Annotated in this window: 27 protein-coding genes and 1 pseudogene; 18 read left to right on the plus strand and 10 right to left on the minus strand. The window is 61.2% G+C overall.

Annotated elements, in window-relative coordinates:
- From Q355_RS17105 to Q355_RS0106395, 17 genes and pseudogenes are all read left to right on the plus strand, one after another.
- A pseudogene (locus tag Q355_RS17105) lies at positions 1 to 200 on the plus strand (Fe3+/spermidine/putrescine ABC transporter ATP-binding protein); the annotation flags it as partial.
- On the plus strand, positions 193 to 1098 hold the full coding sequence (locus Q355_RS0106325) for an ABC transporter permease (protein WP_027877020.1): 906 nt from the start codon (positions 193 to 195) through the stop codon (positions 1096 to 1098). The pseudogene Q355_RS17105 and the gene Q355_RS0106325, both read left to right, overlap by 8 nt.
- Positions 1099 to 1201: 103 nt before the next feature.
- Positions 1202 to 1987 (plus strand): ABC transporter permease, encoded by a 786-nt coding sequence (locus tag Q355_RS0106330; protein WP_027877021.1) that lies wholly within the window; start codon positions 1202 to 1204, stop codon positions 1985 to 1987.
- Between the two features lie 34 nt (positions 1988 to 2021).
- Positions 2022 to 3050, plus strand: coding sequence for a polyamine ABC transporter substrate-binding protein (locus tag Q355_RS0106335; protein ID WP_027877022.1), 1029 nt, complete (start codon positions 2022 to 2024; stop codon positions 3048 to 3050).
- Between the two features lie 68 nt (positions 3051 to 3118).
- The gene (locus Q355_RS0106340; protein WP_027877023.1) at positions 3119 to 4369 is read left to right on the plus strand and encodes a serine hydrolase domain-containing protein; all 1251 of its coding nucleotides are present in this window, start codon (positions 3119 to 3121) and stop codon (positions 4367 to 4369) included.
- A gap of 152 nt (positions 4370 to 4521) precedes the next feature.
- Positions 4522 to 5874, plus strand: coding sequence for an aspartate aminotransferase family protein (locus Q355_RS0106345; protein ID WP_027877024.1), 1353 nt, complete (start codon positions 4522 to 4524; stop codon positions 5872 to 5874).
- A gap of 11 nt (positions 5875 to 5885) precedes the next feature.
- Positions 5886 to 6842 carry a threonine/serine dehydratase gene (locus tag Q355_RS0106350; RefSeq protein ID WP_027877025.1) on the plus strand — a complete coding sequence of 319 codons (957 nt, stop codon included), beginning with the start codon at positions 5886 to 5888 and terminating at the stop codon, positions 6840 to 6842.
- Positions 6843 to 6885: 43 nt separating this feature from the next.
- Positions 6886 to 7914 carry an ABC transporter substrate-binding protein gene (locus Q355_RS0106355; protein WP_036258888.1) on the plus strand — a complete coding sequence of 343 codons (1029 nt, stop codon included), beginning with the start codon at positions 6886 to 6888 and terminating at the stop codon, positions 7912 to 7914.
- Positions 7915 to 7961: 47 nt separating this feature from the next.
- Positions 7962 to 8636, plus strand: coding sequence for a GNAT family N-acetyltransferase (locus tag Q355_RS0106360; protein ID WP_084496070.1), 675 nt, complete (start codon positions 7962 to 7964; stop codon positions 8634 to 8636).
- A gap of 30 nt (positions 8637 to 8666) precedes the next feature.
- On the plus strand, positions 8667 to 9317 hold the full coding sequence (locus tag Q355_RS16685; RefSeq protein WP_156941883.1) for a MarR family transcriptional regulator: 651 nt from the start codon (positions 8667 to 8669) through the stop codon (positions 9315 to 9317).
- Between the two features lie 62 nt (positions 9318 to 9379).
- The gene (locus tag Q355_RS0106365; RefSeq protein WP_051529342.1) at positions 9380 to 9901 is read left to right on the plus strand and encodes a DUF2726 domain-containing protein; all 522 of its coding nucleotides are present in this window, start codon (positions 9380 to 9382) and stop codon (positions 9899 to 9901) included.
- 79 nt (positions 9902 to 9980) lie between these two features.
- Positions 9981 to 10340, plus strand: coding sequence for a hypothetical protein (locus Q355_RS15500; RefSeq protein WP_211247159.1), 360 nt, complete (start codon positions 9981 to 9983; stop codon positions 10338 to 10340).
- A 95-nt stretch (positions 10341 to 10435) separates the two neighbouring features.
- Positions 10436 to 11977 carry an amidohydrolase gene (locus Q355_RS0106375; protein ID WP_027877029.1) on the plus strand — a complete coding sequence of 514 codons (1542 nt, stop codon included), beginning with the start codon at positions 10436 to 10438 and terminating at the stop codon, positions 11975 to 11977.
- Complete coding sequence (locus Q355_RS0106380; protein ID WP_027877030.1) at positions 11970 to 12803, plus strand: tetratricopeptide repeat protein; 834 nt, start codon at positions 11970 to 11972, stop codon at positions 12801 to 12803. Before Q355_RS0106375 ends, Q355_RS0106380 begins: the two co-directional genes overlap by 8 nt.
- Before the next feature lie 7 nt (positions 12804 to 12810).
- Positions 12811 to 13242, plus strand: a complete 432-nt coding sequence (gene aac(6') / locus Q355_RS0106385) for an aminoglycoside 6'-N-acetyltransferase (RefSeq protein ID WP_027877031.1) — start codon at positions 12811 to 12813, stop codon at positions 13240 to 13242.
- Positions 13243 to 13263: 21 nt separating this feature from the next.
- The gene (locus tag Q355_RS0106390; protein ID WP_027877032.1) at positions 13264 to 14625 is read left to right on the plus strand and encodes an aspartate aminotransferase family protein; all 1362 of its coding nucleotides are present in this window, start codon (positions 13264 to 13266) and stop codon (positions 14623 to 14625) included.
- Positions 14626 to 14740: 115 nt separating this feature from the next.
- Positions 14741 to 16117, plus strand: a complete 1377-nt coding sequence (locus Q355_RS0106395) for an NAD(P)/FAD-dependent oxidoreductase (RefSeq protein ID WP_027877033.1) — start codon at positions 14741 to 14743, stop codon at positions 16115 to 16117.
- A gap of 516 nt (positions 16118 to 16633) precedes the next feature.
- Here the strand turns inward: Q355_RS0106395 and Q355_RS16175 are convergent.
- The 5 genes from Q355_RS16175 to Q355_RS0106420 are packed head-to-tail and all read right to left on the minus strand — an operon-like array spanning position 16634 to position 21515.
- Entirely contained in the window at positions 16634 to 18310 is a 1677-nt protein-coding gene (locus Q355_RS16175) for a tetratricopeptide repeat protein (RefSeq protein WP_027877034.1), read from the minus strand.
- A 32-nt stretch (positions 18311 to 18342) separates the two neighbouring features.
- Entirely contained in the window at positions 18343 to 19053 is a 711-nt protein-coding gene (locus Q355_RS0106405; RefSeq protein ID WP_027877035.1) for an ABC transporter permease, read from the minus strand.
- On the minus strand, positions 19034 to 19945 hold the full coding sequence (locus Q355_RS0106410) for an ABC transporter ATP-binding protein (protein ID WP_051529339.1): 912 nt from the start codon (positions 19943 to 19945) through the stop codon (positions 19034 to 19036). The genes Q355_RS0106405 and Q355_RS0106410 overlap by 20 nt, the downstream gene beginning before the upstream one ends.
- A 1-nt stretch (position 19946) precedes the next feature.
- Entirely contained in the window at positions 19947 to 21143 is a 1197-nt protein-coding gene (locus Q355_RS16180) for a putative peptide maturation dehydrogenase (RefSeq protein ID WP_169735536.1), read from the minus strand.
- A gap of 36 nt (positions 21144 to 21179) precedes the next feature.
- The gene (locus Q355_RS0106420; RefSeq protein WP_156941885.1) at positions 21180 to 21515 is read right to left on the minus strand and encodes a hypothetical protein; all 336 of its coding nucleotides are present in this window, start codon (positions 21513 to 21515) and stop codon (positions 21180 to 21182) included.
- A gap of 344 nt (positions 21516 to 21859) precedes the next feature.
- On the opposite strand from Q355_RS0106420, the gene Q355_RS16690 reads away from it, so the two are divergent.
- Complete coding sequence (locus Q355_RS16690) at positions 21860 to 22036, plus strand: hypothetical protein (protein ID WP_245597514.1); 177 nt, start codon at positions 21860 to 21862, stop codon at positions 22034 to 22036.
- Here the strand turns inward: Q355_RS16690 and Q355_RS0106430 are convergent.
- The 5 genes from Q355_RS0106430 to Q355_RS0106450 are packed head-to-tail and all read right to left on the minus strand — an operon-like array spanning position 22033 to position 26972.
- Positions 22033 to 22683 carry an HD domain-containing protein gene (locus tag Q355_RS0106430; RefSeq protein WP_027877038.1) on the minus strand — a complete coding sequence of 217 codons (651 nt, stop codon included), beginning with the start codon at positions 22681 to 22683 and terminating at the stop codon, positions 22033 to 22035. The two genes, Q355_RS16690 and Q355_RS0106430, sit on opposite strands and share 4 nt — an antisense overlap.
- A gap of 27 nt (positions 22684 to 22710) precedes the next feature.
- Positions 22711 to 24153: a gamma-aminobutyraldehyde dehydrogenase gene (locus Q355_RS0106435; RefSeq protein ID WP_027877039.1), complete on the minus strand. Its 1443-nt coding sequence runs from the start codon at positions 24151 to 24153 to the stop codon at positions 22711 to 22713.
- A gap of 46 nt (positions 24154 to 24199) precedes the next feature.
- On the minus strand, positions 24200 to 25009 hold the full coding sequence (locus Q355_RS0106440; protein WP_027877040.1) for an ABC transporter permease: 810 nt from the start codon (positions 25007 to 25009) through the stop codon (positions 24200 to 24202).
- Between the two features lie 29 nt (positions 25010 to 25038).
- A complete protein-coding gene (locus Q355_RS0106445; RefSeq protein ID WP_027877041.1) occupies positions 25039 to 25953 on the minus strand; it encodes an ABC transporter permease in 915 nt (304 codons plus the stop codon).
- Entirely contained in the window at positions 25950 to 26972 is a 1023-nt protein-coding gene (locus Q355_RS0106450) for an ABC transporter ATP-binding protein (protein ID WP_051529343.1), read from the minus strand. Before Q355_RS0106450 ends, Q355_RS0106445 begins: the two co-directional genes overlap by 4 nt.
- Positions 26973 to 26989 lie beyond the last annotated feature (17 nt).

Below are 26989 nucleotides of genomic sequence, written 5' to 3' on the forward strand. Positions count from 1 at the left end.
TGGCCTCGTCTTCGCTCGAGGCCCGGAGGGCGCGAGCATCCGATGAATTGCGGGAAAATTCATCGAGCAGTGCAATGGCCTCGTCTTCGCTCGAGCCTTGTGATATCCGCGTCCGCACCGCCCCCCACCCTACCCTGGGGGCCGGGCAGGAGCTCTGGGCCGAGCTACCCGCAGACGCGCTGGTGGTGCTGGATGAATAGGCTTATAGTCTGGTTCGGCGAACTCACCACCCCTGCCCAGCTCTACCGCCGGGGCTTGTGGTTCTTGCTACCTGCAGTGCTCTGGATTCTGGTGCTGCTGGTGATTCCGGGGCTCTCGCTGGTGGCCCTTTCCTTTGCCGAGCGGGGGCAGTACGGCGAGGTGGTCTGGAACTTCAATCTGGAGAACTACGCCCGCCTGCTGGGCTACGGCATCTTCGGCTGGAGCCCCGACACCATCCTGATCCTGCTTCGAAGCCTGTGGGTAGCCTTCGTCACCACCCTCATCTGCATCGTGCTGGCCTACCCCCTGGCCTTCTTCATCGCCAGCCGCCCGCCCCGCACCCGCTACCTCTGGCTGGCTTTGGTCATCATCCCCTTCTGGACCAATCTGGTCATCCGCACCTATGCCTGGCAGATGCTCCTGGCCCCCGACTTTCCCTTTGCCAGATTGGCCCAGGCCCTGGGGTTGCTACCCTCCGACACGGGCCTCTACCCTAGTCCGCTGGCGGTCTACATCGGCATGATTACGGCTTTCCTGCCCTTTGTGGTGATGCCCTTGTTCTCCAGCGTGGAGCGGCTGGACTGGAGCCTGGTGGAAGCCGCCCAGGATCTGTACGCCAGCCGCATCCGCACCTTCTTCCAGGCCATCTGGCCCCAGACCCTGCCGGGCCTCACGGTGGGCATCATCCTGACCTTTATCCCCGCCATGGGCATGTTCGTCATCCCCGACCTGCTGGGCGGGGCCAAGTACCTGCTGGTGGGCAACCTGATCCAGCAGCAGTTCTACGCCAGCCGCGACTGGCCCTACGGGGCCGCGGTCAGCCTGGGCCTGATGATTCTGACCCTGATCGGTCTGGCGATCTACCGCCGCCGGGGAAAGGACGTGGATCTGGTATGACCCCGGCGCAACACCTATGGCCCATAGCTCATCGCAGGGAAGCCGGTGGTCGTGCGCCACACGGCTGCGCTGCGCAGGGTCTGCGGGGGAACTGGAGGCCCACATGCGCCTGAATCCCCTGGTTGGCACCGTGGCCCTGGCCACCCTGGCCTTTTTGTACCTGCCCATGCTGGCGGTGGCCATCCTGTCATTCAACAAAACCCGCTATGGCATGCAGTGGTCGGGGTTCACCTGGGACTGGTACCTGCGGATGCTCTCCAACCCGGACATCCTGGAAGCCGCCCGCAACACCTTCGTGCTGGCGCTGGTCTCCACCCTGATCGCTACCGTGCTGGGAACGCTTTTTGCCATCGCCTTGGAACGCTACCCCTGGCCCCGGCAGAGCCAGGGCTTTCTGGAGAACCTGCTCTATTTGCCGGTGGTCACGCCCGACATCATCTTTGCGGTGGCTTTGGTGGTGGCCTTTGGGGCTTTTAGGGCGGTCTCGAGCCTCTTCGAGCCGGGCCTCTTCACCATGATTCTGGGCCACGTGACCTTCCAGATTGCCTTTGTGGCCCTCACGGTACGCAGCCGCCTCAAAATCCTGGGGCACGAGCTCGACGAGGCCGCCCGCGACCTATACGCCAGCTACGGCTACTACGTGCGCCGCGTTTTGTTGCCCTTGCTCACCCCGGGCATCGTGGCCGGGGCCATGCTGGCCTTCACCCTCTCGCTCGACGACTTCGTGATCAGCTTCTTCACCGCCGGCCCCACCTCGCAAACCCTGCCTTTGCTCATCTACGCCTCGGTGCGGCGGGGTGTCACGCCAGAAATTCACGCCCTCTCCACCCTGATTTTTCTGATTACGGTGCTGCTGGTGCTGCTCTCCGAACGCCTGACCCGGCGGTAAAATCCTGCAGTAAACTGACCCCACAAGGAGGAATATGAAACGCCTTTTAGCCCTGCTCAGCCTGCTGGCGCTGCCTTTGGCCCTGGCCCAACCCCGCGAGATGCGGCTTTTCATCTGGTCGGAGTACATGGATCCGGCCATCATCAAGGCCTTTGAGCAAAAGTTCAACCTGCGGGTGCGTATCGACCTCTACGAGTCCAACGAGGACATGCTGGCCAAGCTCCAGGCTGGGGGGGTCTCGCAGTACGACGTGATCGTGCCGGGCGACTATATCGTCCCCACCCTGATCCAGCTCAAGCTGATCCAGCCGCTGGACAAGAGCAAAATCCCCAACCTGAAAAACCTCGACCCCAAGTTTGCCAATCCCCCCTTCGACCCCGGCAACCGCTACAGCGCGGCCTACCAGTGGGGCATGTCGGGCATCATGTACCGCAAAGACCGCGTGCCCACCCCCACCAGCTGGAGCGTGATTTTGGGGCCGGGGGCCGACAAGCCCTTCGTGCTGATGGACTCCATCCGCGAGATGATGGGGGCCGCCTTGCGCTACCTGGGCTACAGCATCAACTCCAAAGACCCCAAGCAGGTTCAGGCTGCCGGCAAGGTTTTGCTCGAGGCCAAAAAGAACCCCCGCTTCCTGGGCTTTGAAGGCGGGGTAGGGGCCAAAAACCGGCTGGTAGCGGGCACCGCCACCTACGCCGTGGTCTACAACGGCGACGCCCTCAAAGCCGCCGACGAGAACAAGAACGTGGGCTTTGTGGTGCCCAGGGAAGGGGCTGCCTTGTTCCTGGACAACATGGCCATTCCAGCCAAAGCCCCCAACCCCCAGGCCGCCCACCAGTTCATCAACTTCATCCTGGACGCCAAAATTGGGGCCCAGCTTTCCAACTACAACCGCTACGCCACCCCCAACAAGGCCGCCCTGCCCTTCATCAACGCCGCCGACCGCAAGAACCCGGCCATCTACCCCGATGCCGCCACCATGCAGAAGCTCGAGTTCGTGCTCGACTTAGGCCGCGATACCCGGCTGTACGACGAGGTCTGGACCGCCGTGAAGAGCCGCTAAATCTAGGTTGTGGTGTATGGACGCGGTTTAGGGTGCAAGAAGCCGCGTCCTCACTTTTTTACGCTCCCATGAGGCCAGCCACCGTACTGCAATCACTACTCGACGAACCCCCACACGCTATTCCCAGCCTGCAGGTGGCGGTGGTACGGGGCGGAGAAATCGTCTACGCCCAGTCGTTTGGGTATCGCTACATTGACCCCGACCCCAGCCAGAATCTACCTGTCAACAACCAGACCCGCTTCCGGGTGGCCTCGATTTCCAAGCTGGTGGTGGCGCTGGGGGCGATGAAGCTGGTGGAGCAGGGAAAGCTCGACCTCGAGGCCGATGTGAGCGAGTACCTGGGCTTTGGCCTGCGCAACCCGGCCTTTCCCCAGGTGCCCATCCCGGTGCACAGCCTGCTTTCGCACACCTCCTCGCTCTGCGATGGTTCGTGCTATTCCATTCCCAGCCCCTATACGCTGCAGGATTTTTTTGATCCAGAAGGGCGTTTTTTTGAGGAGGGGGCCCACTTCGACCCCCACCACACCCCCGGCAGCTATGCCCGGTATTCCAACCTCAACACCGGCGTGCTGGGCACCCTGATTGAGGGTGTATCGGGCCAGCGTTTTGACCTGTTTATGGAGCAAGAAGTCCTGCACCCGCTGGGGATGGGGGGCGGGTTCAATGTGAGTCGGTTTACACCTGAGCAGATGGGCAATTTAGCCGTACTGTACCGCAAGCAAACCGGCGATGTATGGAATCCCCGCGGCCCCTGGGTGGCCCAGGTGGACGATTACCACGGAGCAGTACCCCCATGGCCCCTGACGCCAGACCCCGACGCCCCGGAGGGGCAGTTTATCGGCGTGGATTTGAGCAGCTACCAGCTCGGCAGCAACGCCACCTTCTTCTCGCCGCAAGGGGGTTTGCGGGCCTCGGCCCTCGAGCTGGCCCAGGTGGCTTTGCTGTTCATGGGCAAGACCCCGCCCATCTTGCAAGCCTCTACGCTGCAAGGGATGCTCGAGCCCCAGTGGACCTGGAACGGCCACAACGGCGACACCCTGGAGGGCCAGGCCCTGAGCTTTGGCCTGGGGGTCTGGCGCTTTACCCACACCCCCGGCCTGGACAGCCCATTAGGGCATCAGCCCCGGCCCTGGTATGGACATCTGGGCGATGCCTATGGCCTCCTGAGCGGGCTGCTGTTCGATCCAGAGGCGGGGAACGCCCTGGTTTACATCATTGGGGGGCAAGGCGCTGACCCCGCCCAGCACAAGGGCCTCTACTCGGCCTATACCCGCTGGGAAGAGCAGGTTTTGAGCGCCCTGAAGGGTCTGCTAAGCTAGAGGCAAATGGATGTGCAGAAGGCGTGCATTCCGCCCCCCGCAGGCTCGGCGAGCCCTCGTCTACTTCGGTAGGCTTTGCTTCGACAACTTCAACAAGCCCTGCTTCGACCCAGCGACCCGCAGTGGTCGGCTGGCATTTACCAGAGGAATCCATGCCCTATATCCAGCTCAAAACCCCCATCCCTGGCCCCAAGAGCCAGGAACTTCAGGCCAGAAGGGCCGCCGCCGTCTCCGGTGCGCTGGCCCAGGCCAACCCCATCGCGGTCAAAAAAGCCCACGGCTCGCTGGTGGAGGACGTAGACGGCAATACCCTTATTGACCTGGCCGGTGGCATCGGGGTGCTGGCCGTGGGACACACCCCCCCACAGGTGGTGGAGGCCCTCAAAGCCCAGGCCGAGGCGCTTATTCACATGTGCAGCATCGTGGCCAACTACGAGCCCTATGTGGCGGTCTGCGAGGCCCTGAACCGCATCACCCCCGGCGATTTCCCCAAAAAGACCCTGCTGGCGAACGGGGGGGCCGAGGCGGTGGAAAACGCGGTCAAGTTCGCCCGCCGCTACACCGGACGCCCCGGGATTATCGTCTTCGAGGGGGCCTACCACGGGCGCACCAACCTGACCATGGCCATGACCAGCAAATGGGGCCTGTTCAAAAAAGGCTTTGGCCCCTTTGCCCCCGAGGTCTACCGGCTGCCGGTGCCCAACCTCTACCGCACGCCCCAGGGCATGACCCCGGAAGAGTACGTAGACTGGGCCTGCTGGAACCTGGAAAACGCCCTCACCGCGCACATTGACCCCTCGGCCCTGGCGGCCATCGTGATTGAGCCGGTGATTGGCGAGGGGGGCTTTATCCCGGTGCCGCACAAGTTTTTGCGCAAAATTCGCGAGATCTGCGACCAGACCGGGGCGGTGATGATTGCCGACGAAATCCAGAGCGGCTCGGGCCGTACCGGCAAGCTCTGGGCCATCGAGCACAGCGGGGTGGTGCCCGACCTCGTCATCAGCGCCAAAAGCCTGGGGGCCGGGATGCCCATCAGCGCTGTAACGGGCCGGGCCGAGATTCTGGACAGCCCCCACGTGGGCGGGGTGGGTAGCACCTACGGGGGCAACCCGCTGGCCTGTGTGGCGGCCCTCGAGGCCATCCGCATTCTGGAGTCGCCGGGCTTCCTCGAGCAGGCCAGGAATATCGAGCGCATCATCCGCGAGACCTTCGAGCCCTTGCAAAAAGAAATCCCGGTACTGGGCGACGTGCGCGGGGTGGGGGCCATGATGGTGCTCGAGTTCGTCAAAGACCCCAAGAGCAAAGCGCCCTGGCAGGAGTTCGCCATGGAGACCATTAAGCTGGCCTCCCGGCGGGGGGTGATCCTGATTCGGGCCGGCCTCTACACCAACTGCATCCGCTTCCTGCCCGCCCTCGACATCCCCGAGGATATGCTGCGCGAGGCCTTGGGGGTGGTGGCGGGGGCCATCCGCGAGACCTACCAGACCCTGGCGGTAGGAACCTGAAGCTTCTGCCCATGAACTGGCCCAAGGCCATCCGGCAGGCCCACACCCGCCTGCGGCCCCATGTGCGCGAGACCCCGCTGGAGCTTTCGCTGGCCCTCTCCCAGATTAGCGGGGCCGAGGTCTATTTGAAGCTGGAAAACCTCCAGCACACCGGCTCTTTTAAGGTGCGGGGGGCCCTGAACAAGCTGCTCTCGCTATCCCCGGAACAGCTACGAAAGGGCGTGGTAGCGGCCAGCAGCGGCAACCACGGGGCGGGGGTGGCCTTTGGCCTGGTCAGGCTGGGCGCGAAGGGCCTGGTGTTCGTGCCGGAGGGGGCCAGCCCCAGCAAGCTCGAGGCCATCCGGCGCTACGGCGCGGAGGTACGGGTGTTCGGGCACAGCGGCGACGATACCGAAGTCTACGCCAGGGCCTACGCAGCGGAGCACGGCCTGGTCTACATCTCGCCCTACAACGACCCCGACGTCATCGCGGGGCAGGGCACCCTCGGGCTGGAGATCGCCCAGCAGATGCCCGAGCCGCCTCAGGCGGTCTTGGTAACGGTGGGGGGTGGGGGGTTGATTTCCGGCATCGCTGCGTACCTTAAGCAGGCCTACCCACAAACCCGAATTATCGGCTGTCAGCCACAAAACGACGCGACCATGCTGGCCTCGGTGCGGGCCGGAAGAATCGTAAGCATTGCAGCACGGCCCACCCTCTCGGACGGCAGCGCAGGCGGCCTCGAGCCCGGCGCCATCACCTTTGAGCTGTGCCGAAACCTGGTGGACGACTGGGTTACGGTAAGCGAGGAAGAGATCAAGGCCGCCATGCGGTTTTTTATCGAGACCCAGCACCAGCTTCTGGAAGGGGCCGCCGGGGTGGCGCTGGCGGCTTTGTTGCAGCGGGCCGAGCAGTACCGGGGGCAACGGGTAGTGGTGGTAGTGTGTGGGGCCAACATCGGGCTGGAAAGCCTGCGGGCCATCTTGCAGTAACCCGGCAAAAAAGCGTATCTTGAGCAGCAAAAAGGAGCGAATTATGCGAATCCTTCTCGCAATCGCAGCGGCGCTATCCCTGGCGATGGCCCAGGGCAACACCCTCCAGCTTTACACCTGGACCGACTACATCGACCCCAGCATCGTCAAGGACTTTGAAAAAGCCACCGGCATCAAGGTCCGCATCACCTACTACGAGTCCAACGAGGAGATGCAGGCCAAACTCCAGGCCGGGGGCGTGAGCCAGTTCGACCTGGTGGTTCCCTCAGATTTTATTGTGCCGGTGCTGATTAACCTGAAGCTTTTGCAGCCTCTGGACAAAAGCAAACTGCCCAACCTGAAAAACCTCGACCCCAAGTTTGCCAACCCCCCCTTCGACCCCGGCAACCGCTACACTGTGGGGTATCTGTGGGGCACGGTGGGCCTGATGTACCGCACCGACATCTTCAAAACCCCGCCCGCCTCCTGGAACGTGCTCTTCGACCCTGGACAGCAGAAGGGGCCTTTTACCCTGATGGACTCCCCGCGCGAGATGCTGGGCATCGGCCTGCGCTATTTGGGCCTGTCGGTTAACACCACCGACCCGGCCCAGGTTAAGCGGGTGATTGAGGTCATGCTCAGGGCCAAGCAAAGCCGCAACTTCAAGGGCTTCCAGGGCGGTGTCTCGGCCACCAAGATGCTTCTGTCCAACCAGATTGTGGCGGCGGTGGTCTACAACCAGGACGCCCTGCGCACCGCCGAGGGCAACCCCCGCTATGGCTTTACCATCCCGCGCGAGGGCAGCACCCTGTTTATCGACAATATGGCCATTCCGGCCAAAGCCCCCAACCCCGAGGCCGCGCACAAGTTCATCAACTTTATTCTGGACGCCCAAATCGGGGCCCGCCTGGCCGAGTACCAGCAGTCGGCCACCCCCAACGCCGCGGCCAAAAAGCTCTTGAAGCCCCAGATGCTCAAGAACCCCGCCATCTGGCCCAGCCAGGAGCAGATGAAGGGGCTCGAGTTCATCCTCGACCAGGGCAACAACAACCGCATCCTGGATGAGGCCTGGACGCGCGTCAAGAGTCGATAGCAAAAGCTTTGGTGTTTGGCTATCGGCCATAAACGATGGGCCTTGCTATGAAAGAACTCCTCCTCAGCCCAGACCACCGTTTTGCCGTGGTGCAGTCGGAGCCCTGGATGGCCGAGGCCCTCGAGGCCATCCAGCAGGCTTCGTTCCCTTCGCTGGCCAAAGACGAACTCATCACCGCCGAGCACTACCGGGCCCACATGCGGGTATTCCCCGAAGGGCAGCACGCGGTGATTGAGCGCGAGAGCCATACCGTGGCCGCCTGCTCCACCGACCTCCGCACCCAGGTAGACCTTAACCACTTCCAGCACACCTACATGGAGGCGGTGGGCGGCAACTGGCTCACCACCCACGACCCCCGCGGCGACTGGCTCTACGGGGCCGATATCGGGGTACACCCCGCCTTTCGCGGGCTGGGCCTCTCGACCCTGCTCTACACCGCCCGGCAAAACCTGGTGCGCCGCCTGGGCCTGAAGGGCCACGTGGCCGGGGCCATGCCCAAGGGCTACGCCACCCACCAGCGCAGCCTGCACATCGAGCAGTACGTGGCAAAGGTGGTGCGGGGCGAGATGTTCGACCCGGTGCTCTCGGTGCAGCTCAAGCGCGGCTACAACGTCTGGGGCATTATCCCCAACTACCTCGAGGACCCCAGTTGCGGCAACTACGGGGTGTTTATCGTGTGGCGCAACCCCAATATGGCGCCTGGTGCAAAAACGGAGGGCTGAGGCCAGCGGTTCTGGGTGGGGGCATAATCTATGTCTGTAAAGCAAAACATCATTTCGTATTTACAGAATCATTCCGAAGGGATTGATGACAATGAATTAACAAGGGTTTTAGGCCTAAAACATCGCCAACAAGCAAACATGCGTTGTCGAGAGCTGGAAAAAGAAGGCCTTGTTATTCGGCGAAAGGTCAATGGCAAAATTCACAATTTTTGGGCAGGAAAACCTTTTGATTCTGCATCATCTGCATCACCCAACCTGCAGGCCTCTCAGGGCCCCTCTTCAAAATCCGAGAATTGGTTTTGGGAAGGCAATATTCAGTCGAAAGTTGTACGATACTTGGAATCTCAAGATTTTTACATTTGCTCTGTTGCAGATACCGCCAGCCACCAACAAGGAAAGGACATCGTAGCAGAAAAAGATGGCAAGCGCTTGTGGGTCACAGTAAAAGGCTATCCAAAAGGCACTGACAAAACAAAACCATCAGTCCAAGCAAGACATTGGTTCAAACAGGCGATTTTCGATATTATCCTGTATCGGGAGGAAGACAAGCATGTTTCGCTCGCGGTTGCCATGCCAGATTATCCCCGTTACCGTAAACTTGCTCAGAAGATCACCTGGTTCAAAAAATGCTGCACATTTTGCCTATTTTTGGGTAAAAGAGGATGGACAGATTATTATTGAATAGATTGGGCTTCTTGTGAGCGCAGGCTAGCCTGCGCTTAAGCCGCAAAGGAAAGTAAATGATGAACGAAATGATTTTTCTTTTGATTGTTATCGCCGCAGTGATCGTAGTTCTGGTCGTTCTAAAGGCCAAATCTCAAGGCGGTGATGCAGATGAGATATGGCCCTTCTACGCCAAGAAGCTGCTCTCACAACCTGAGCAGATTCTTTACTTTCGCCTTGTTCAGGCATTGCCTGAGCACATCGTCCTCGCCCAGGTTCAGCTTTCTCGCTTGCTTGGAGTCAAAAAAGGCAACAACTATCGAGCCTGGTTCAATCGCATCAACAGGATGAGCGTTGACTTCGTTGTGTGCAACAAAGATTCGAGCATTGTTGCCGTCATCGAACTTGATGATGCAACACACCAAAAAGAAGATCGTCGCACAGCAGATGCCAAAAAAGACAAAGCCCTTACATCAGCAGGCATCCGCATAGTGCGTTGGCATGCAAAATCAATACCAGATATTGCCACAATCCAATCAACCATCTTGCCTACCACTGCGGCCAAGAGAGAGGCGCCACAAACTGCACACCGCTTACCTTGAACGTTAGGCCCATGGGAGGGGTATGGCACTGGATTTATAAATGGTTGGGAACGCAGGCCTTTACTTCACTTGCTTTCACATGTCGTTGCGTGGTTGGAACGCAATGCCAACCACTCGAAATGCTCGAGGCATTGACATTATCGCCTACAGCCATGACGGCTCTCGGTTCGTCACCGTGCAGGTCAAAGCGTTAAGCAAGCGCGATCCCGTTCCGCTTGGCACGTCGCTGGACAAGCTGATGGGTGAGTTCCGGGTCATCGTTACCAACATTGCCATTGCCAGGGAGCCACGAGTGTTAGTATTACCTATTGAAGAGGTTAGGAGGCTTGACATCGTGCAGAGAAGGATGGCCGAGTATCTTACTGGCTGGAGCCAGCCTCGTATGACACGGAGGAGTTCTGCAATGCGTGGCACCGAATTGGCCGTGGTGATGTTATAGCTTAACAACGGCATACAGCGAACGGCGCTTCCGCGCTGTTGCAGATGCTGGCCGCCAGCAAACCTCGAGCCCCCTTCCCGCCCTACAATATCCCCATGCCCTCGAGCCTCTACTTCGGCGGAAGCATCCTCTCCCCCACCCTTGAAGGTTCGGCCTACACCCTCAGGCCCCTCGAGGCCCTTTTCGTCCAGGATGGCCGAATCGCCGCTGTGGGCCGGTTGTCCGATCTGGAGAACCTGGCCGGCCCCGATACCCGGCGCATCCACCTGGAGGGGCGCACCCTGCTGCCGGGCTTCAACGACGCCCACATCCACATCTGGAAGGTGGGGCAGCTTCGCACCACCCTGCTCGACCTGCGCGGGGTGAAAAGCCTGGCCGAGCTGTACCGGCGGGTAGCAGAGCGCGCCCAGACCCTCAAACCCGGCGAGTGGCTGTGGGGGCGCGGCTGGAACGAGGCCCTGCTGGCCGAAAAGGCCATGCCCGACAAGGCCGCGCTCGACCAACTGGCCCCGCGCAACCCGGTGCTGCTGACCCGCACCTGCGCCCACATCCACGCGGTCAACTCCCAGGCCCTGCAGCTTGCCGGTATCACCCCCCAGACCCAGGTACCTGGGGGCGAAATCAACTTTGAGCAGGGCATCCTCTACGAGACCGCCTACGGGCTGGTGTTCAGGGCCATGGGCGAGCCCAGCCAGGCCCAGTACGAGCTGTGGGTCAAAGCAGGTCTGGCGTACCTGCGGAGCCTGGGCATCACCAGCGCCACCGACCCCGCGGTAGACCCGCCCCTCTACGCGGCCTACCAGGCCCTGGACGCGCGCGGCGAGCTGCCCATCCGGGCCAATCTGCTCTACATCCGCCGCCCCGACGGGGGCAGCGAGACCTTCCCGCTCCCAGAAAAACATCTTTCCGGCTGGTTACGCTGCGATTCGGTCAAGTTTTTTGCCGATGGGGGCCTCTCGGGGGCCACGGCGGCCATCTCCAGGCCCTACAAGAACCTCGAGGGCCCCAGCTATGGCATTTTGCGCTTCGAGGAAGAAGAGCTGCTCGAGCTGGCCCTAGAAGCCCACCGCGCGGGCTTTCGCATCGGCACCCACGCCATCGGCGACCGGGCCCTGGATCAGATTTTGCGCGTGTACGAAAAGCTCTACCAAGCCTCGCCCGGCCCCCAGCACCGCATCGAGCACTTTGGCCTGGCTGGCCCCGAACACCTGCAAAAAGCCCGCCAGTTGGGGATAATCGCCGTGCCCCAACCCATCTTTCTGCGGGAGCTGCGGGCCAACTACCAGCGCTACGTGCCCGACGAGTGGCTAGCGCGCTGCTTCAACCTGCGGGCCATGTTCGAGGCAGGCCTCGGCGTGGCCTTCTCCTCCGATGGGCCGGTGGTCGAGCAGGTGGAGCCGATTAAGGGCTTGCAAGCGGCTATATGCGAACCGCTGGTGGCGGGCAACCAGGTGGGCCTCGAGCCCGCCCTGTGGGCCTACACGGTAGGCGGGGCAGTGGCCCAGGGCGACGAGGGCAACCGGGGCAGCCTGGAGGTGGGCCAGTGGGCCGATTTGGTTATATTGGAAGGCGATCTGCGCGACCCCTATAGCCTGAGGATTCAAGCCACCGTAGTAGCAGGAGCCAGCGATGCCTAGAAAAAAGTCCTCTCCTACCAACCGTTGGGACGCTTTGCGGGCCGAAGCCCGCCGGGTGCTCCATGCAGCGCTCGACCTCGAGGCCGAACAAGCCACCCCAGAGGCCGCACATTACTCTCAAGAGCTCTTCTACGGGGCCATGGAGCTAAGCCGAGAGGATGCAGTGATCAAGCGTTGCATTAAGGCCATACGCATCAACCCCAACAACCCCGATCCAATGCTGGTGCTGTGCCGGTTTATTGGGGGCAGCCTGGAAGAACAAATTGCCCTTCACGAACGCATCGTGCAGGCCGGTGAACGCGACATAGGCAAGCAAAACATGGAGGCAATCAAGGGTCAATTCTGGGGCTACCTCGAGTCCCGGCCCTACATGCGGGCGCTGCAAACGCTAGGCCAACTGTATGAACAAGCGCAGCGATTGCCCGAGGCAGTAGGAATCTACGAGCGGATGCTGGAGCTAAACCCCAACGACAACCAGGGGGTACGCTACAGCCTGCTGGGGCACTACCTAACGCTTAACCGGCTCGACGAGGCGCGCAAGCTGTGGAAGCGCTACGAGGATGAACACAGCGCATTCTGGGCCTGGGGCAAGGTGCTGCTGGAGTTTCTGTCGGGGAACCTCGAGGCCGCGCAGAAGGCCTTAGGCGAGGCACGTAAAGTCAACCCCTACGCTGAAGCCTACCTGGGCGGTTGGAAACCCATCCCCAAGAATCGGCCTGGCTTTTACTCGCCCGGGCAGGAGTCCGAAGCCCTTTACTGTTTTGACGAGATAGGCAAAGCATGGATCAAGAACCCCCAAGCCCAGCGCTGGCTGGAAGAGCACTAAGGGCACCATGACCGTCCGCCCGCTAACGCCCCAAGACCTGCCTGCCTACTTGCCCCTCCGCACGGCCCTGTGGCCCGACAGCGCCGCCAGCTTTGAACTCGAGGTGGCCGAAATCCTTGAGGCCGAGCACCTGGCGGCTTTTGTGGCCGAGCAGGAGGGAAAACTGGTGGGCTTTGCGGAGGTATCGCTGCGAGGCTATGCCGAGGGGTGCGACACCAGCCCGGTGGGCTATCTGGAAGGCTGGTATGTTGCTCCACAGTACCGCCAGACCGGCATTGGGCGCAGGCTGGTGCAGGCCGCCGAAGACTGGGCACGGGCCAAAGGCTGCACCGAGATGGCCTCCGACAGCGAGCTAGCGAACACCCAGAGCCACCAGGCCCACGCCCGCCTGGGCTATCAGGAAGTGGAGCGTATCGTATGCTTTCGAAAAGCGCTGTAGATTCGCCAGGAAGGTGAAACCATGACCCCCACCCCCACCATAGACCGCAGCAAAGTGAAGGCCCTGATGCAGCAAGAGCAGCAGCGCTTCGCCGAAGCCCACCCGCGCTCACTGGAGCTTTACCGGCGCGCCCAAAACTCCCTGCTGGCCGGGGTTCCCATGCACTGGATGACCCGCTGGCCGGGGGGCTTCCCCCTCTTCGTGGACGAGGCCCGAGGGGCTACCTTCCGCGATGTGGACGACCTCGAGTACATCGACCTCTGCCTGGGCGACACCGGGGCCATGACCGGCCACTCGCCCGCCGCGGCCCTACCAGGCATTATGGCCCAGCTACAAAAGGGCATCACCACCATGCTGCCCTCCGAAAACGCCTTCTGGGTGGCCGAGGAGTTGCAGCGGCGTTTTGGCCTAAAGTACTGGCAGTTTGCCCTCTCGGCCACCGACGCCAACCGCTTCGCGCTGCGGCTGGCCCGGGCCATTACCGCGCGGCCCAAGGTGCTGGTTTTTCATGGCTGCTACCACGGCACCGTGGATGAAGCCTACGCCTGGCTGGTAGACGGCAAACCTGCCAGCCGTCCGGGCAACATTGGGCCCCAGGTAGACCCCACCCTCACCACCAAGGTGGTGGAGTGGAACGACCCGGAGGCCCTGGAAGAAGCCCTGCGCCCCGGCGATGTGGCCGCGGTGCTGGCCGAACCGGTGATGACCAACGTGGGCATCGTGCAGCCCGCCCCTGGCTTTCATCAGACCCTGCGCGAACTGACTCGCCGTTACGGCACGCTTTTGATTCTGGACGAAACCCACACCCTATCGGCGGGGCCGGGGGGCTACACCCGGGCGCACGGCCTCGAGCCCGACATCCTGACGGTGGGCAAGCCCCTGGGCAGCGGCATTCCCAGCGCCGCCTACGGCTTTAGCGAGGAGGTGGGCCAGCAGGCCCAGCGGGTCATCCAGCCCCCCTACGCCGACACCGGCGGCATCGGGGGCACCCTGGCGGCCAACGCCCTCTCGCTGGCGGCCATGCGGGCTACCCTCGAGCACGTCCTGACCGAGGCCGCCTACCGGCACATGATCGCCCTGGGGGAGCAGCTCGAGGCCGAGGTGCGGGGGGTCATGGAGCGCTACCACCTGCCCTGGCACGTCACCCGCGTAGGCTGCCGGGTGGAGTACCTCTTCCGCCCCAACCCGGCCCAAAACGGCAGCGAGGCCCTGGCCGGCCAGGACCCCGACCTCGATCCCTTCATCCACCTCTTCATGCTGAACCGGGGCATCCTGCTCACCCCCTTCCACAACATGGCCCTCATCTCGCCCGAGACCACCCCCGCCCAGGTGCGGCGGCACACCGAGGTGTTCGAGGAAGCAGTTAGGGCGCTAATCAGTTAGCCTACAGACCGCTCCAAGTAGGTCTTGCAGACGGCCTTCGATTAGGGCTTTTTTCTTAGCTCGACTCCAGCCCTGCACCTGTTTTTCGCGATAAGGTGTATACTGTATACACTTTATGTCAAAGCATACAGCCGAGGTGGTGATCTGTGGGGCAGGCATTGCCGGGGTAGCAGCAGCCTACCACCTGGCGGTCAAGCGGGGTCTGAAAAACGTGGTTCTGGTGGAGCAGGGCGACCCGCTCTCGCTCACCTCCGACAAATCCAGCGAGGCCTACCGCAACTGGTGGCCCGGCCCCGACGGGCAGATGATTGCCCTCATGAACCGCAGCATCGAGCTGCTGGAGGGCCTAGCGCGGGCGTCGGCCAACCGTATTAACCTCAACCGGCGTGGTTATCTGTTTGCCACCGCCGAGGAAAGCAAAATTTCCCTCCTGGCCCAGTCCGCCGAGCAAGCGGCCCACCAGGGTGCGGGGGCCCTGCGGGTGCACACCGGCCAGGCCACCACCTACCGGCCCAGCCTGCCGGAGGGCCTCGAGGGGGCCCTGGACGGAGCCGACCTGCTTACCGGTGCGGCCATACACCGGCACTTCCCCTACCTTTCGCCCCGCACCAAGGCCGTACTGCACGTGCGGCGGGCGGGCTGGCTCTCGGCCCAGCAGCTGGGCATGTATCTGCTGGAACAAGCCCGCGAACACGGGGCGCGGCTGGTACGGGGGCAGGTGGTGGGGGTCGAAACGGCTGGGGGCGCGGTTCGGGAAGTGCATGTCCGGCAGACAGACGGCTCGCTTTTTGCCATCCAGACCCCGGTTTTCGTCAACGCTGCAGGGCCTTTTCAGCACGCCGTGGGCCGGTTGCTGGGGGTCGAACTGCCCGTTTTTGCCGAACTGCACCGTAAGATGAGCTTTAGCGAGGCCCTGGGGGTGGTGCCCCGCGAGGCCCCCATGCTGATCTGGATGGACGAGGTAGAGCTTCCCTTTAGCCCCGAAGAGCGCGAGATACTGGCCCAGGAGGAGTCTACCCGCTGGCTTTTAGGGCGGCTTCCCTCCGGGGTGCATGGCCGGCCCGACGGGCACGGAGCCAGCACCACCTTAATCGTGCTATACAACTACCACACCCAGCCGGTCGAACCCACCTTCCCCCTTCCCCCAGAGCCCCACTACCCCGAGATCGCCCTGCGCGGAATGTCGGTAATGATTCCGGGCCTGCGGCAGTATTTCGAGAAAACCCCCAAACCCTGGGTAGACGGGGGCTACTACCTCAAAACCCAGGAAAACCGCCCCCTTATCGGCCCGCTGCCGGTAAAGGGGGCCTACATAATAGGGGCCCTATCGGGCTTTGGCGTGATGGCCGCCTGCGCGGCTGGCGAGCTGCTGGCCGCCCATGTAACCGGCGCGGCCCTGCCCGGCTACGCTCCGGCTTTCCTGCTGTCGCGCTACCAAGACCCGGTATATCAACAACAATTGCGCGACTGGGGCGATACCAGCCAGCTTTAAGTATCTCCGCATCAGATTTTTACCTCTACGGCCCCCAGTAGATCTGAGGCGTGCAAAAGGGCTTGCTTGAAGTGCGAGAGGCAAGCGCAATGACTCGATGGCCCTCAGCAGCTCATCTTCTTTGCTGCTCAACTCAATGTACCGAAAGTTCCTCACTGTAAAAGTCTATCGTGAGTGTACTTAGTATTGAATCTGTGCCGATTTGTACGAGAGACATGGACAAAATTCGGTTGAGCAAGGCGAGGGCTTCTGAACCCGGCAACCGATCAGTTTAGAGGAGCATGGGTAATTTAGAGCGGTATTAAGAAAAAATGGCACAGTCCAACTTAGGAGAAAGGCTGTTCCGAGCTTATTTTTGCCACTGGGAGTAGCGTCAAAAATCGCGAAGGCCGCGATAAAGCGCCCTTTATCATTGAGCCGTTCGTAACTTGATTACTGTGTCCTACACAGCACAGTTACCTCCTGGATGGGTTGCTATGCAGTGAGCTCGAGCACTGGCATACCATCAAAATACCGTTATTCGGCAGCCAAAAAACGGGCTAACCTTGCCTGCGACAAAACCCAGCGAGGGTCGGCCCGGGGTAGGCGTTCTATGGCCAGATGCCACAACTCTGGGTCGTTTTCCTGCAGGGCCATCTCGTAAATCTGTTCTGGGGTACCCAGGTCGCACAAGGCCTGCTTGAGCACGTTCCAGAGCTCCTCCCTCAGCTCCACCACCCCTGGGGCTTCGGAGCCGGGCAGAAGGGGAGCGCGGTACAGGGATAGGGCCCCAGCTAAATCCTTTTGCAAAAGCCGCTCTCGCGCGACCAGAAAATCGGCCCATACCACGGTAGCCAGACGATACGGGCGGGCCTGGAGGGGCAGCTTCCGCCGCAGACGCCGTATCTCGGCGCGGGCCAGTTCCGGCCTGCCCAACTCGCCCCAGACCCACAAGGCCAGTCCTTCGGCGCTGAGGCCGTCTGGATTCACAACCAAACCCACCGTGATTTCCTGCTGTCTTGGGCTCAAACCAATCTTATCCGAACCAAGCCAGGCTGTAGGCTTGCCCAGGAAATGTAGTCGCAGTTGGCTTTGGGGGCGCAGTAGGGAGAAAACCTCTTCGAACACATGGGCAGGCCCGGCCAGGAAAGCACGACCCGAGGGACTCAGGTTTTCCAGCACCGGCCCTGCCTCTTGCAAAACCGACTTCGCTTTGCTTTCCAGACCCAGGCGCAGATAAGCCTGGGCCAGGTAGAGTGCGGCCATGGCCGAACGGGGGGCGCTGGGGCGCTCTTTGAGTCGGTTGAGCAGGTTGTAGAGGGGGGTCACCGCCTCCGAGGGTGCCACCAGGGCCAGGGGAAGCAGATACGCCAGCTCACCCCAGTCGCGAAAAATGTCCAGGGTTCCCTCGCTCAGGGCCTGGGCCTCCCGTCCGATCTGCAAGGCCTCTTCGATGCGCTTTAACTCTAGCAAAACCCGTACTTTTCGGGCCAGGATGGGTAGCCTTCTTGGCCGCACTGGGGCCAGCTGTTGATCCAGGCGGGTGTAGGCTTCTAGTGCCGCTTCGGGGTCTCCCAAGGCCAGCAAAAAATCCCCTTGGGCCAGCAGGGCATCGGGCTGGCGCAGATCCAGCGCGGGCATGGACAAAAGCCGCCCACCCAGGATCTGGGCGTGTCCCAGGGCCAGGCGCAAGGTGTTCAACACCGCAGGGTGCGCCAGGCCCAGGTGCTCGGCTAGGCGCAGGCCCCACTGCGCCCAGGCCTCTGCTTGGGCGTAAGCCCCCTGGGAGATCTGGAGCAGGGCCAGCGCAGCAGCGGCCTGTACCGAACGCTGCAACTGCCCGGTCGCTTCAGCTAGACGCAGCGCCTCTTTGAGCCAGCCCTCGGCTTCCTGGGCGCTGCGCAGGGCCACCGCCGTACCCAGGGCATAGGCGGTGAGAAAGCTGGGGTGCTGTTGGTAGGCCTGCTGAGCGAGCTCCAGCGCCTCCCGCAGGCGGCCACGCTGCCAGTAAAGCTGGCTTTTAAGGGCTTGGAAATCCGGGTTTTGACAATCAGAAGCCAAGAGCCGGGCCAGCGCGGTCTCTTCGGCGAGCTCGAGGGCAAACTCGAGGGCATAGCGTGCGTAAATTCCGTTGTTCGAGTGGCTAAGCTGTTGCAGACACCAGGACAGCCCTTCTTCTTGCCGCCCAGCAGCCCAGATGGACTCCAAATCCATGCGTTCATGATAGTGCGCCCTTGCATGGTCTTCTACATAGGACGGGAAAGCCGCCAGGCGGCCAGCGCTAGCCCCAACCCACCCCAGGCCAGTAGGGTGAGCAGGGGAAACAGGGGCAGGCCGTCAGCCGCAATCGTTTGCCGGATCACGACAAACAGGCTCTGCAGCGGTAACCAGGGGAGTATGACCGTTGCCCAGTCGGGTAGCACCCCGCGCTGGGCGGCAGCCGAAAGAAGGAACATAGGAAGCAGGGTGGCGTTCACGAGGTAAGACGCCGCCACGGCGGTCTTTGCAAGGCTTCCCACCACCAACCCCCAACTTCCCAAGGCGATGAAGCCAGCCAGCAATCCCGGTAGCAGGCCAAATGTTCTTCCGGATGAAACGGGCAGACCCAGTGCCACCCCACCCACCCCAAGCGTCAGCCCCACTGCGAGGACGCCCACAACCCCTGCCGCCAGCAACCGGGCCGAAATGTGGGTGATTAGGGGCAGGGGGGTGCTGCGAATGCGCTTGAGCACCCCCCCCTCCCGCGCCGCAGCCATCCCCATGGCCAGCCCAGCGTAACCCGCCATCGCCAGAGCCAGCCCAGCCACCAAGGCCGTGATGGCCAAGGGGTTCTCTTCCTGCCGGCTCCAGAAGAATAGTAGCAGCATGGGAAAGGCAAAGGTGAAGAAAACCGCCACCCGATCCCGCAGGTAAATGCGAATCTGCCAGGAGGTTTCTCTAGCCAGTGTGGTCAGCATGCGAAACACCTCCTCGGAGCAGGGCCAGGTAAGCCTCCTCCAGGCTGGGGCTGCGCACCTGCAGCTCCGCCAGACTGAGACCGCTCTTTTTCAATGCCAGTAGATCTTCCTCTGGTTGCAGGCTGTGTAGGGTGAGCCTTTCGCCCTCGTTAACAACCCTCGAGGCCAGGTCGGGAGGGAGCGGGGCCTCGGCGTTTCGAAAGCTGATGCGGTGGGGCAGTCCCGAGCGAGCAATCATGGCCTGGGACGGCCCATCGAACAAAAGCTTACCGTCTTTGAGGAGCAGCACCCGCTGACCCAGTCGCTCGGCTTCCTCCAGCGAGTGGGTCGTGAGCAAAAAGGCCATTCCGCCTTGGGCCAGGCCCTCCAGCAGCCCCCAGATGCGCTGGCGGGCTTCTGGGTCGAGACCGGCGGTGGGCTCGTCCAAAAAAACCAGCCGGGGTCGTCCAAGCAAGGCCAGCGCCAGTTCCAAGCGTCTTCGCTCGCCGCCACTCAGGTGATGCACCCTGCGGTTTTGCTTTTCGGCAAGCCCCAAGTGCTCCAGTAGCAGCGTAGGAGCGGTGGGGTTTGAATAGTAGCCCTGGAAGAGCTCCAGGGTCTCCCGCACGGAGAGCTCGAGGTAGAGGCCTGGCTTTTCCTGGAAGACAAAGCCCATCATTTGCCGCTCCCAGGGCGATAGCCTCGTAGACTCCACCCCAAAGACTCGAGCCTGCCCCGAGCTAGGACGCAGAAAGCCCCCCATAATCTCCAGGGTCGTGGTCTTGCCCGAGCCGTTGGGCCCCAAAAGCACCACGCGCTCACCGGGTGCCAGGCAGAAAGATATGCCGCGCAGAGCATGAACAGCGCCATAGCGCTTCTCCAACGAGACAACTTCGACCACGGGAGCACCCATTTCAGACCTCACCTTCATACGGAGCAAACTCCGGTCTCGCCTCTGAATGTCGAATACCGATCACAAACATCGTCATGACACCTTGCTGAGCACCGTCAATGCCCAAGTCATGTTCGATATCGGAAGCATTCACTGCTGCTGTAAAGAACCCACCAAGCTTGAAGTAAGTGCTTAGCAAATAAAGCGTTTGTCCTAGGTGGCCAATGTCCATCGCCAGCACTAGGTAGGTTCGCTCGTTCCTCCTGTACTTCCAATGGTTTCGGTAGAAGCGCGTGGAAAGAATAATTGCCGCTGCGCAGCTTCGCACATAGGGCTGACCCGCGGCATATTTAAGAGCCTTTTTGGAGGCCTCGGCTTCCGTTAAGTCCTTGAGCTTGTCTAAACGATGTCTGGCCGAGTTGTAGTGGTATAGACCTGGTTGTAAACCATCAACCTTGCGCACTAGTAAATATGCCTCTGTGGGGTGCAGCCCCCCACCCGACGGACTAGTTTTGTGAACGGCTGTATAAACTGATTGTGCAATGCCTTGCGGAGCAAAAGCATAGTAAAGAATAGAGGATAACCTGTCCAAGGGTAAGCAAGCTTCGTGGTCAAAATGGCGAGTTGAGCAACGTGACGTGAGTGTTTGCAAAAACTCACCAGCCCCATCCATGCATGGTGGAGGAAGCGGGAGACTGGTCAAAACATTAGGATGGCTCCAGAATGGATCCGGCGGGGGTGCAAACTTTTGCCAAGCATCAATGTTCCCTGCCAATTGCCGCACCGCAAAAAGATATGGATCTTCCTTTTCGCCCGCGTCAGCAAATAGCGCAACACCTTTCCATTTGGCAAGAAAGTGAAAAATAGCGCTACGGCAATGCCACAAATCTCGATCAAGGGTCTCTTCCCTCTGACAGTAGGCACGAGCCCAGCCATCCTGTATATCGGTAAGTAGTAGTCCCGCCTTGGCCCAGCGGGTAAACCTTTCCTCACTTGGTTCGTCCAAACTGGATACTTCAGTCCAGGAGTAGGTAGATATACAAAAAAGCTCATTGAATTCGTCTATCGAGAGCAATGTTTCAGCCTCGGCTATAGCCGAGGCTGCAATAACTTTGCGCTCAAGTTTCATTTCGATTTTTCCAGATAATAGGCCACTCAAGTCTGGAATCAAGCCTTCTCCGGTGAAATAAGCCACGTACTTTGAGCGCTTGACTTTCATACAAGCAAAGTCTGTCATCCTTTGCACTGGCGACAATTAGTTTAGCTTCATTTGCTCACTGGTTTTATGCGGGGCCAGAAAAACAAACACCCAAGCTGCCCAGCTACTCCAGCTACCCCATCCATCAAACTTCACAATATCGATTGTGTGCTCACTCGCAAAGTCGTAACTCTGCAATGCATTGCGCACCTCCTCCTTTGAGGGAAGGATGATTTGTTCAGTATTTTTTAGAGTGTTGTCACCAAGGGCAGCTAAGTAGGCAAGCATGATTTTAGGATTTTGCTGGACATCTTGTCTGAAATGATCGTCTTCGGCCAGAAGTACCAGCAAATCGCGAACATTCTGCACCCTCTGCATATTTGCGTTCAACATGCCCAACCACCTCCAACCTGAAGTATGGAGCGCGAGGCGTAGCATCTAGGTAGCTTTTTGGGAAGACTGTCACTATGCCATGCAGCAAGCCTCATTATCTTCACAAGTTCTCTAACTCCACATGGTTACGAGCTTTTTTTAGAAAGGCTGTCTCCACCAGCCAGATATGTGTGAAGCGTTAAACAAAACAAAATGGCGGGAACCACCTCGGAGAGAGTAGGCTTCCTGCAATACAACCAACCTCCGTCACAAGAGTGGTACTGGTGCTCGCGGCGTTAGTCTCCCATAGAATAGCAGCGTTCATGGGACTATCTCCAGGTGGATGGTGTTCCACAACGGCTATATTGGGGGCCCTATCGGGCTTTGGCGTGATGGCCGCCTGCGCGGCTGGCGAGCTGCTGGCCGCCCATGTAACCGGCGCGGCCCTGCCCGGCTACGCTCCGGCTTTCCTGCTGTCGCGCTACCAAGACCCGGTATATCAACAACAATTGCGCGACTGGGGCGATACCCAGCAGCTTTAGAATTGCTCAGCGTCGAAGCTGGCCAGGAGTCGCTCGAGCTCGGCGCCAATGACCCCAGGGCCGCGCGCGCTCGAGAACTCCCTGGCCAGCTCACGGTAGTACCACAAGGTCAGGCGGCGTTTTTCCTCAAGGCTATCTGCCTCGCTGACGAAGCGCTGCCACAACGCCTCACCATGGATACGGTAGTCGGCCACGATGGCCCGTAGGTTGTGCAGCTTATCGGCTGCCGAGACCCGTCGGGCAGGGGGCGGAGCCTCTCTGAGGCGGCTTAGGTAGGCCCGCTTGCGTTCCAGATAGGGCGGCTTGGGATCCGTCTCGGCGTCGCTGCACTCCTGTACGATGTGCGCCACCGCATCGCCAAAGCGCTCCCGGATGTACTCGAGCACCCGTGTGCCTGCCTCAGCCTGGGTAAGGTCTGGGTCTCCCAGCACCTCACGCACGCTCTGCAGCACCTTTCCGGCGTCCTCTACTGCGTCATGAAGCAGTGCAGCAATGGCCTCGTCCTCGCTGCCCCCATGCTCCATCACAATGGCGCTCACCGCCAGCAGGTGAGAAAGGTAGGGAATCTCAGTGCCCTTGCGGTACTGCTTCTTGTGAAGCTTGTAAGCCAGCTGCAATGCCTCTGCGTAGCGGTTTGTGAGCTCCATAGTTCTTTGGTTTAGCCGTTGGAAGCTTCAGTGTTTGACCATAATGTGCCGGGCCACGGTGTAGTCTTCCAGGGCATAGATGCTCATGTCCTTGCCATAGCCCGACTGCTTTAAGCCTCCGTGGGGCATCTCGTTGACCAGCATAAAGTGGGTGTTGATCCAGGTGCAGCCGTACTGCAGGCGGCTGGCAATCCGCATGGCCTTGCCCACATCCTGCGTCCAGACCGAGCTGGCCAGGCCGTAGTCGGAGTCGTTGGCCCAGGCGATGGCCTCCTCGGGGTCGGAGAAACGGGTCACCGAGACCACCGGGCCAAACACCTCGCGCCGCACAATCTCGTCGGACTGCAAGGCCCCCGCCACCACCGTGGGCTCGTAGAAGAAGCCCCGGCCCTCCACGGGGTGTCCGCCTGCGGTGATCTCGATGTGCTTTTGCATCTTGGCCCGCTCCACGAAGCTGGCCACCCGCGCCCGTTGCCGCTCGGTAATCAGGGGGCCCATCTCCACCCCTTCGTCGGTCTGGGCGCCCACTCTGATGGACTTAACCGCGTCCGATAGCTCGGCCACGAACTTGTCGTAGATTTTCTTGCCGGCGTACACCCGGCAGGCCGCGGTGCAGTCCTGGCCGGCGTTGTAGTAGCCGAAAATTTTGATGCCCTGCACGGCGGCCTCGAGGTCGGCGTCGTCCATCACGATCACCGGGGCCTTGCCCCCGAGCTCGAGGTGGGTGCGCTTGAGGCTTCCTGCGGCCGCCTCGAGCACCCGCTTGCCGGTAGCCACGTCGCCCGTGAGCGAGATCATCCGCACCCCAGGCTGGTGGATGAGCGAGGAACCCACCGTTTCGCCCACCCCGGTAACTACGTTGACCACCCCAGGGGGGAAGATTTCGGCCAGAAACTCCGCCAGCTTGAGGGTGGTCAGGGGGGTCTGCTCGCTGGGCTTGAGCACCACGGTGTTGCCCGCTGCCAGGGCCGGGGCCAGCTTCCAGGCCGCCATCATCAGGGGGTAGTTCCAGGGCGTAATGCTCGCCACCACCCCCACCGGATCCCGGCGGATCATGCTGGTATGTCCGGCCAGGTACTCGCCCGCCAAAGCCCCGGTCATCGAGCGCACCGCCCCCGCAAAAAAGCGGAAGCAGTCCGAAATGGCCGGTATTTCGTCGTTCAGCACGGCCAGGTAGGGTTTGCCGCAGTTGAGCGATTCCAGCCGGGCCAGCTCCTCGGCGTGCGCGTCGATTGTATCGGCCAGCTTTAAGAGCATCAGCGAACGGTCTTTGGGGGTGGTTTGCGACCAGTCCTCAAAGGCTTGTTCCGCTGCCGCAACCGCCTGTTTGACCTGCTCCACCGAGGCCTCCGGCAGCTTCAAGAGCACCTCGCCGGTGGCCGGGTTGAGAATGTCCAGTGGAGTGCTCTCCCCGGCCACAAACTCGCCGCCTATTAGCATCTTGTCCTGTGTTATGCGTGTTTTTACCATATCTGCTTCCTCACTTCCGCTTTTGGGCCTTGCTGGCCCTACAGCTTTATCCTGTTTTGCTTCCCCCGTGCAGGTCGTCGGTGTCGCGGGTAAGCCACTGGGCCAGCACGATGGGCAAAAAGGTTATGAGCATCACGAAGACCGCCACCACGTTGGTAACGGGGCGTTCCCTGGGCCGGAACAGTTCGTTCAGAAACCAGATGGGCAGGGTCTTCTGGTCGGCGGCGGTAAAGGTGGTCACGATCACCTCGTCAAACGAGAGGGCAAACGAGAGCATCCCGCCCGCCAGCAAGGCCGTAGCAATGCTGGGCAGCACCACCCAGCGCCAGGTGGCAAACCAGTCCGCGCCCAGGTCCATCGAGGCTTCGAGCTGGGAGTAACCCGTGCGGCGGAAGCGGGCCACCACGTTGTTGTAAACCGTCACGATGCAGAAAGTGGCGTGCCCAATCACGATGGTCCAGAAGCCCGGCTCGAGGGCCAGCCGCTTGAAGGTGGTAAGCAGGGCGATGCCGGTCAGGATGCCCGGCAGGGCGATGGGCAGAATCAGCAGCACGGTGATGACGTCCTTGCCCAAAAACTGAAAGCGGTACATGGCGGCTGCCACCATCGTCCCCAGCACCAGGGCAATGGCCGTAGCCATCGCGGCCACCTGCAACGACAGCCAGAGGGCGGCCCACATGTCCTGCCGTTGAAAGGCCTCGCCAAACCAGCGCAGGGTCAGACCGGGGGGCGGAAACTGGTAGGTGCGGTCTTCGGTGGTCAGGGCATACAGCACAATAATCACGATGGGGAAGTGCAAAAAAAGCATCCCCAGGTAGAAGGCGAGGCGCAGGCCCCACGAGGGCTTACCCGGCATAGGCCCCCCTTCCGTAGGATGTGCGGCCCTCATAGTGCATTGAAGGCCCCCAGTCGCCGCACAATCAGCAGGTATATGGCAATGATGACCACCGGCACCACCGAGAAAGCTGCCGCCAGCGGCAGGTTGCCCGCGGTGCCCTGCTGCACGTAGACCATCTGTCCGATAAAAAAGCCCGGCTGCCCCACCACCTGCGGGATGATGTAGTCGCCCAGGGTCAGCGAAAAGGTAAAAATGGAACCCGCCGCCACCCCCGGAATGACCAGCGGCCAGATCACCTTGCGAAAGGTCTGGCTGGGCTTAGCCCCCAGGTCGGACGAGGCCTGGATGAGCGAACGGGGGACGCGCTCGAGGGCCGCGATGATGGGCAGAATCATGTAGGGAAGCCAGATATAGGTGAACACCAAAAACATGCCCAGATAGCTGTTGGAAAGGCTGGAACCCCCAATCACCGGCAGGCTCAGGATGCCCTGCAAAAGCCAGCCCAGCCCCAACTGGTTGAAAAACCAGCTCACCACCCCCTCGCCTGCCAGAATCAGGCGCCAGGCATAAACCTTAATCAGGTAGCTCGACCAGAGCGGCAGCAGCACCATCAGATACCAGAAGGTTCTGGCGCTGCCCTGGGTATAAAAGGCGATGTAGTAGGCAACCGGGAAGCCAATGGCCGCGCAGGCCAGCGTAACCGCCAGGGCCATCAGGGTGGTACGCAGCACGATGTCTATGTTGGCCGGGGAGCTAAAGAGCTGCTGAAAAGCCGAGAGGGAAAAGCGGTACTCCACCTGGCCGGTAAAGTCGTTGAGGGAGTAGAAGCTATAGAGCATCAGGTTGAAGAGCGAACCCAGGTAGATAATGCCCAGCCACAGCAACGGCGGAATCAACAAGAGCGACAGCAGCAGCATTGGGCGCACATAGAGCGCGTCGGAAAGGCGGCGGCGCAGGGTCATGCTCCCTCCTGCAAGGGTCGTAATGCGCTGCTGTCCCAGCGCAGGGTAACCGCGCTGCCTATCTGCAAACCTTGCTGTTCCGAGGAGGTAATCGCCGTAAGGCGCTCGCTACCGACCTGGACTTCGTAGCGGGTCTGGGCGCCCAGGTAATGGATGTCCAGCAAGGTACCGCACAGGCTGCCAGGCCCATCGTGGCTTCCCGCCTGGATGGCAATGCGCTCGGGGCGCAGGGCGAACTTGCCCTTGCCCAGACCATGCAGGGGGCCCTCGAGCACATTGGCGCTCCCCACGAAGCGGGCTACGAACTCCGTTCTGGGGTATTCGTAGAGGGTTTTGGGGCTGTCGAGCTGCTCGATTTTGCCCTGGTTGAACACCGCCACCCGATCCGACATGGAAAGCGCTTCGCCCTGGTCGTGGGTCACGTAGATGAAGGTGATGCCGAGCTGGCGTTGCAGGGCCTTCAGCTCGATCTGCATCTCCTCGCGCAGCTTCAAATCCAGCGCACCCAGGGGCTCGTCCAGCAGCAGGAGCTTGGGCCGGTTGATGAGGGCGCGGGCCAGGGCCACCCGCTGCCGCTGCCCGCCGGAAAGCTGCCCAGGCCGCCGATCCCCTAGCCCCGAGAGCTTGACCATTTCCAGCATCTCCTCGGCCCGCCGGTGGCGCTCAGGCCGGGGAACCCCCCGCACCATCAGGGCATAGGCCACGTTGTCGCGCACGTTCATGTGCGGAAAAAGCGCATAGTCCTGAAACACGGTGTTGACGTCGCGGGCGTAAGGCGGCAGCCTCGAGGCCTCCTGTCCAAACAGCACAATCTGCCCCGAGGTGGGCTGCTCAAAGCCGCCGATCAGGCGCAAGCAGGTGGTCTTGCCCGAGCCCGACGGCCCCAGCATGGAGAAAAACTCCCCGGGGAAGATTTCCAGATCCACCCCGTCCACGGCCTTCACCGGGCCGAAGTAACACGACACCCCGCGTAGTTCCACAGCAGCCTGAACGGATTGAGTTTTGGGTTCTTTATACATCTGTACCATCGTAGCGA

The organism is Meiothermus cerbereus DSM 11376, from assembly GCF_000620065.1.
In the GTDB taxonomy this organism is placed as follows: domain Bacteria; phylum Deinococcota; class Deinococci; order Deinococcales; family Thermaceae; genus Meiothermus; species Meiothermus cerbereus.

What these genes read in the sequence shown, in the direction of transcription:
- Q355_RS0106345 (WP_027877024.1), top strand. Translation starts at nt 4,522, where the DNA reads ATGCCCTATATCCAGCTCAAAACCCCCATCCCTGGCCCCAAGAGCCAG.
- Q355_RS16180 (WP_169735536.1), bottom strand. Translation starts at nt 21,143, where the DNA reads ATGAAAGTCAAGCGCTCAAAGTACGTGGCTTATTTCACCGGAGAAGGC.
- Q355_RS0106340 (WP_027877023.1), top strand. Translation starts at nt 3,119, where the DNA reads ATGAGGCCAGCCACCGTACTGCAATCACTACTCGACGAACCCCCACAC.
- Q355_RS0106380 (WP_027877030.1), top strand. Translation starts at nt 11,970, where the DNA reads ATGCCTAGAAAAAAGTCCTCTCCTACCAACCGTTGGGACGCTTTGCGG.
- Q355_RS16685 (WP_156941883.1), top strand. Translation starts at nt 8,667, where the DNA reads ATGTCTGTAAAGCAAAACATCATTTCGTATTTACAGAATCATTCCGAA.
- Q355_RS0106325 (WP_027877020.1), top strand. Translation starts at nt 193, where the DNA reads ATGAATAGGCTTATAGTCTGGTTCGGCGAACTCACCACCCCTGCCCAG.
- Q355_RS0106430 (WP_027877038.1), bottom strand. Translation starts at nt 22,683, where the DNA reads ATGGAGCTCACAAACCGCTACGCAGAGGCATTGCAGCTGGCTTACAAG.
- Q355_RS0106330 (WP_027877021.1), top strand. Translation starts at nt 1,202, where the DNA reads ATGCGCCTGAATCCCCTGGTTGGCACCGTGGCCCTGGCCACCCTGGCC.
- Q355_RS0106420 (WP_156941885.1), bottom strand. Translation starts at nt 21,515, where the DNA reads ATGTTGAACGCAAATATGCAGAGGGTGCAGAATGTTCGCGATTTGCTG.
- Q355_RS0106450 (WP_051529343.1), bottom strand. Translation starts at nt 26,972, where the DNA reads ATGTATAAAGAACCCAAAACTCAATCCGTTCAGGCTGCTGTGGAACTA.
- Q355_RS0106355 (WP_036258888.1), top strand. Translation starts at nt 6,886, where the DNA reads ATGCGAATCCTTCTCGCAATCGCAGCGGCGCTATCCCTGGCGATGGCC.
- Q355_RS0106335 (WP_027877022.1), top strand. Translation starts at nt 2,022, where the DNA reads ATGAAACGCCTTTTAGCCCTGCTCAGCCTGCTGGCGCTGCCTTTGGCC.
- Q355_RS0106405 (WP_027877035.1), bottom strand. Translation starts at nt 19,053, where the DNA reads ATGCTGACCACACTGGCTAGAGAAACCTCCTGGCAGATTCGCATTTAC.
- Q355_RS16175 (WP_027877034.1), bottom strand. Translation starts at nt 18,310, where the DNA reads ATGGATTTGGAGTCCATCTGGGCTGCTGGGCGGCAAGAAGAAGGGCTG.
- Q355_RS0106360 (WP_084496070.1), top strand. Translation starts at nt 7,962, where the DNA reads ATGAAAGAACTCCTCCTCAGCCCAGACCACCGTTTTGCCGTGGTGCAG.
- Q355_RS0106390 (WP_027877032.1), top strand. Translation starts at nt 13,264, where the DNA reads ATGACCCCCACCCCCACCATAGACCGCAGCAAAGTGAAGGCCCTGATG.
- Q355_RS0106445 (WP_027877041.1), bottom strand. Translation starts at nt 25,953, where the DNA reads ATGACCCTGCGCCGCCGCCTTTCCGACGCGCTCTATGTGCGCCCAATG.
- Q355_RS0106365 (WP_051529342.1), top strand. Translation starts at nt 9,380, where the DNA reads ATGAACGAAATGATTTTTCTTTTGATTGTTATCGCCGCAGTGATCGTA.
- Q355_RS0106440 (WP_027877040.1), bottom strand. Translation starts at nt 25,009, where the DNA reads ATGCCGGGTAAGCCCTCGTGGGGCCTGCGCCTCGCCTTCTACCTGGGG.
- Q355_RS15500 (WP_211247159.1), top strand. Translation starts at nt 9,981, where the DNA reads ATGTCGTTGCGTGGTTGGAACGCAATGCCAACCACTCGAAATGCTCGA.
- Q355_RS0106435 (WP_027877039.1), bottom strand. Translation starts at nt 24,153, where the DNA reads ATGGTAAAAACACGCATAACACAGGACAAGATGCTAATAGGCGGCGAG.
- Q355_RS0106410 (WP_051529339.1), bottom strand. Translation starts at nt 19,945, where the DNA reads ATGGGTGCTCCCGTGGTCGAAGTTGTCTCGTTGGAGAAGCGCTATGGC.
- Q355_RS0106375 (WP_027877029.1), top strand. Translation starts at nt 10,436, where the DNA reads ATGCCCTCGAGCCTCTACTTCGGCGGAAGCATCCTCTCCCCCACCCTT.
- Q355_RS0106350 (WP_027877025.1), top strand. Translation starts at nt 5,886, where the DNA reads ATGAACTGGCCCAAGGCCATCCGGCAGGCCCACACCCGCCTGCGGCCC.
- Q355_RS0106395 (WP_027877033.1), top strand. Translation starts at nt 14,741, where the DNA reads ATGTCAAAGCATACAGCCGAGGTGGTGATCTGTGGGGCAGGCATTGCC.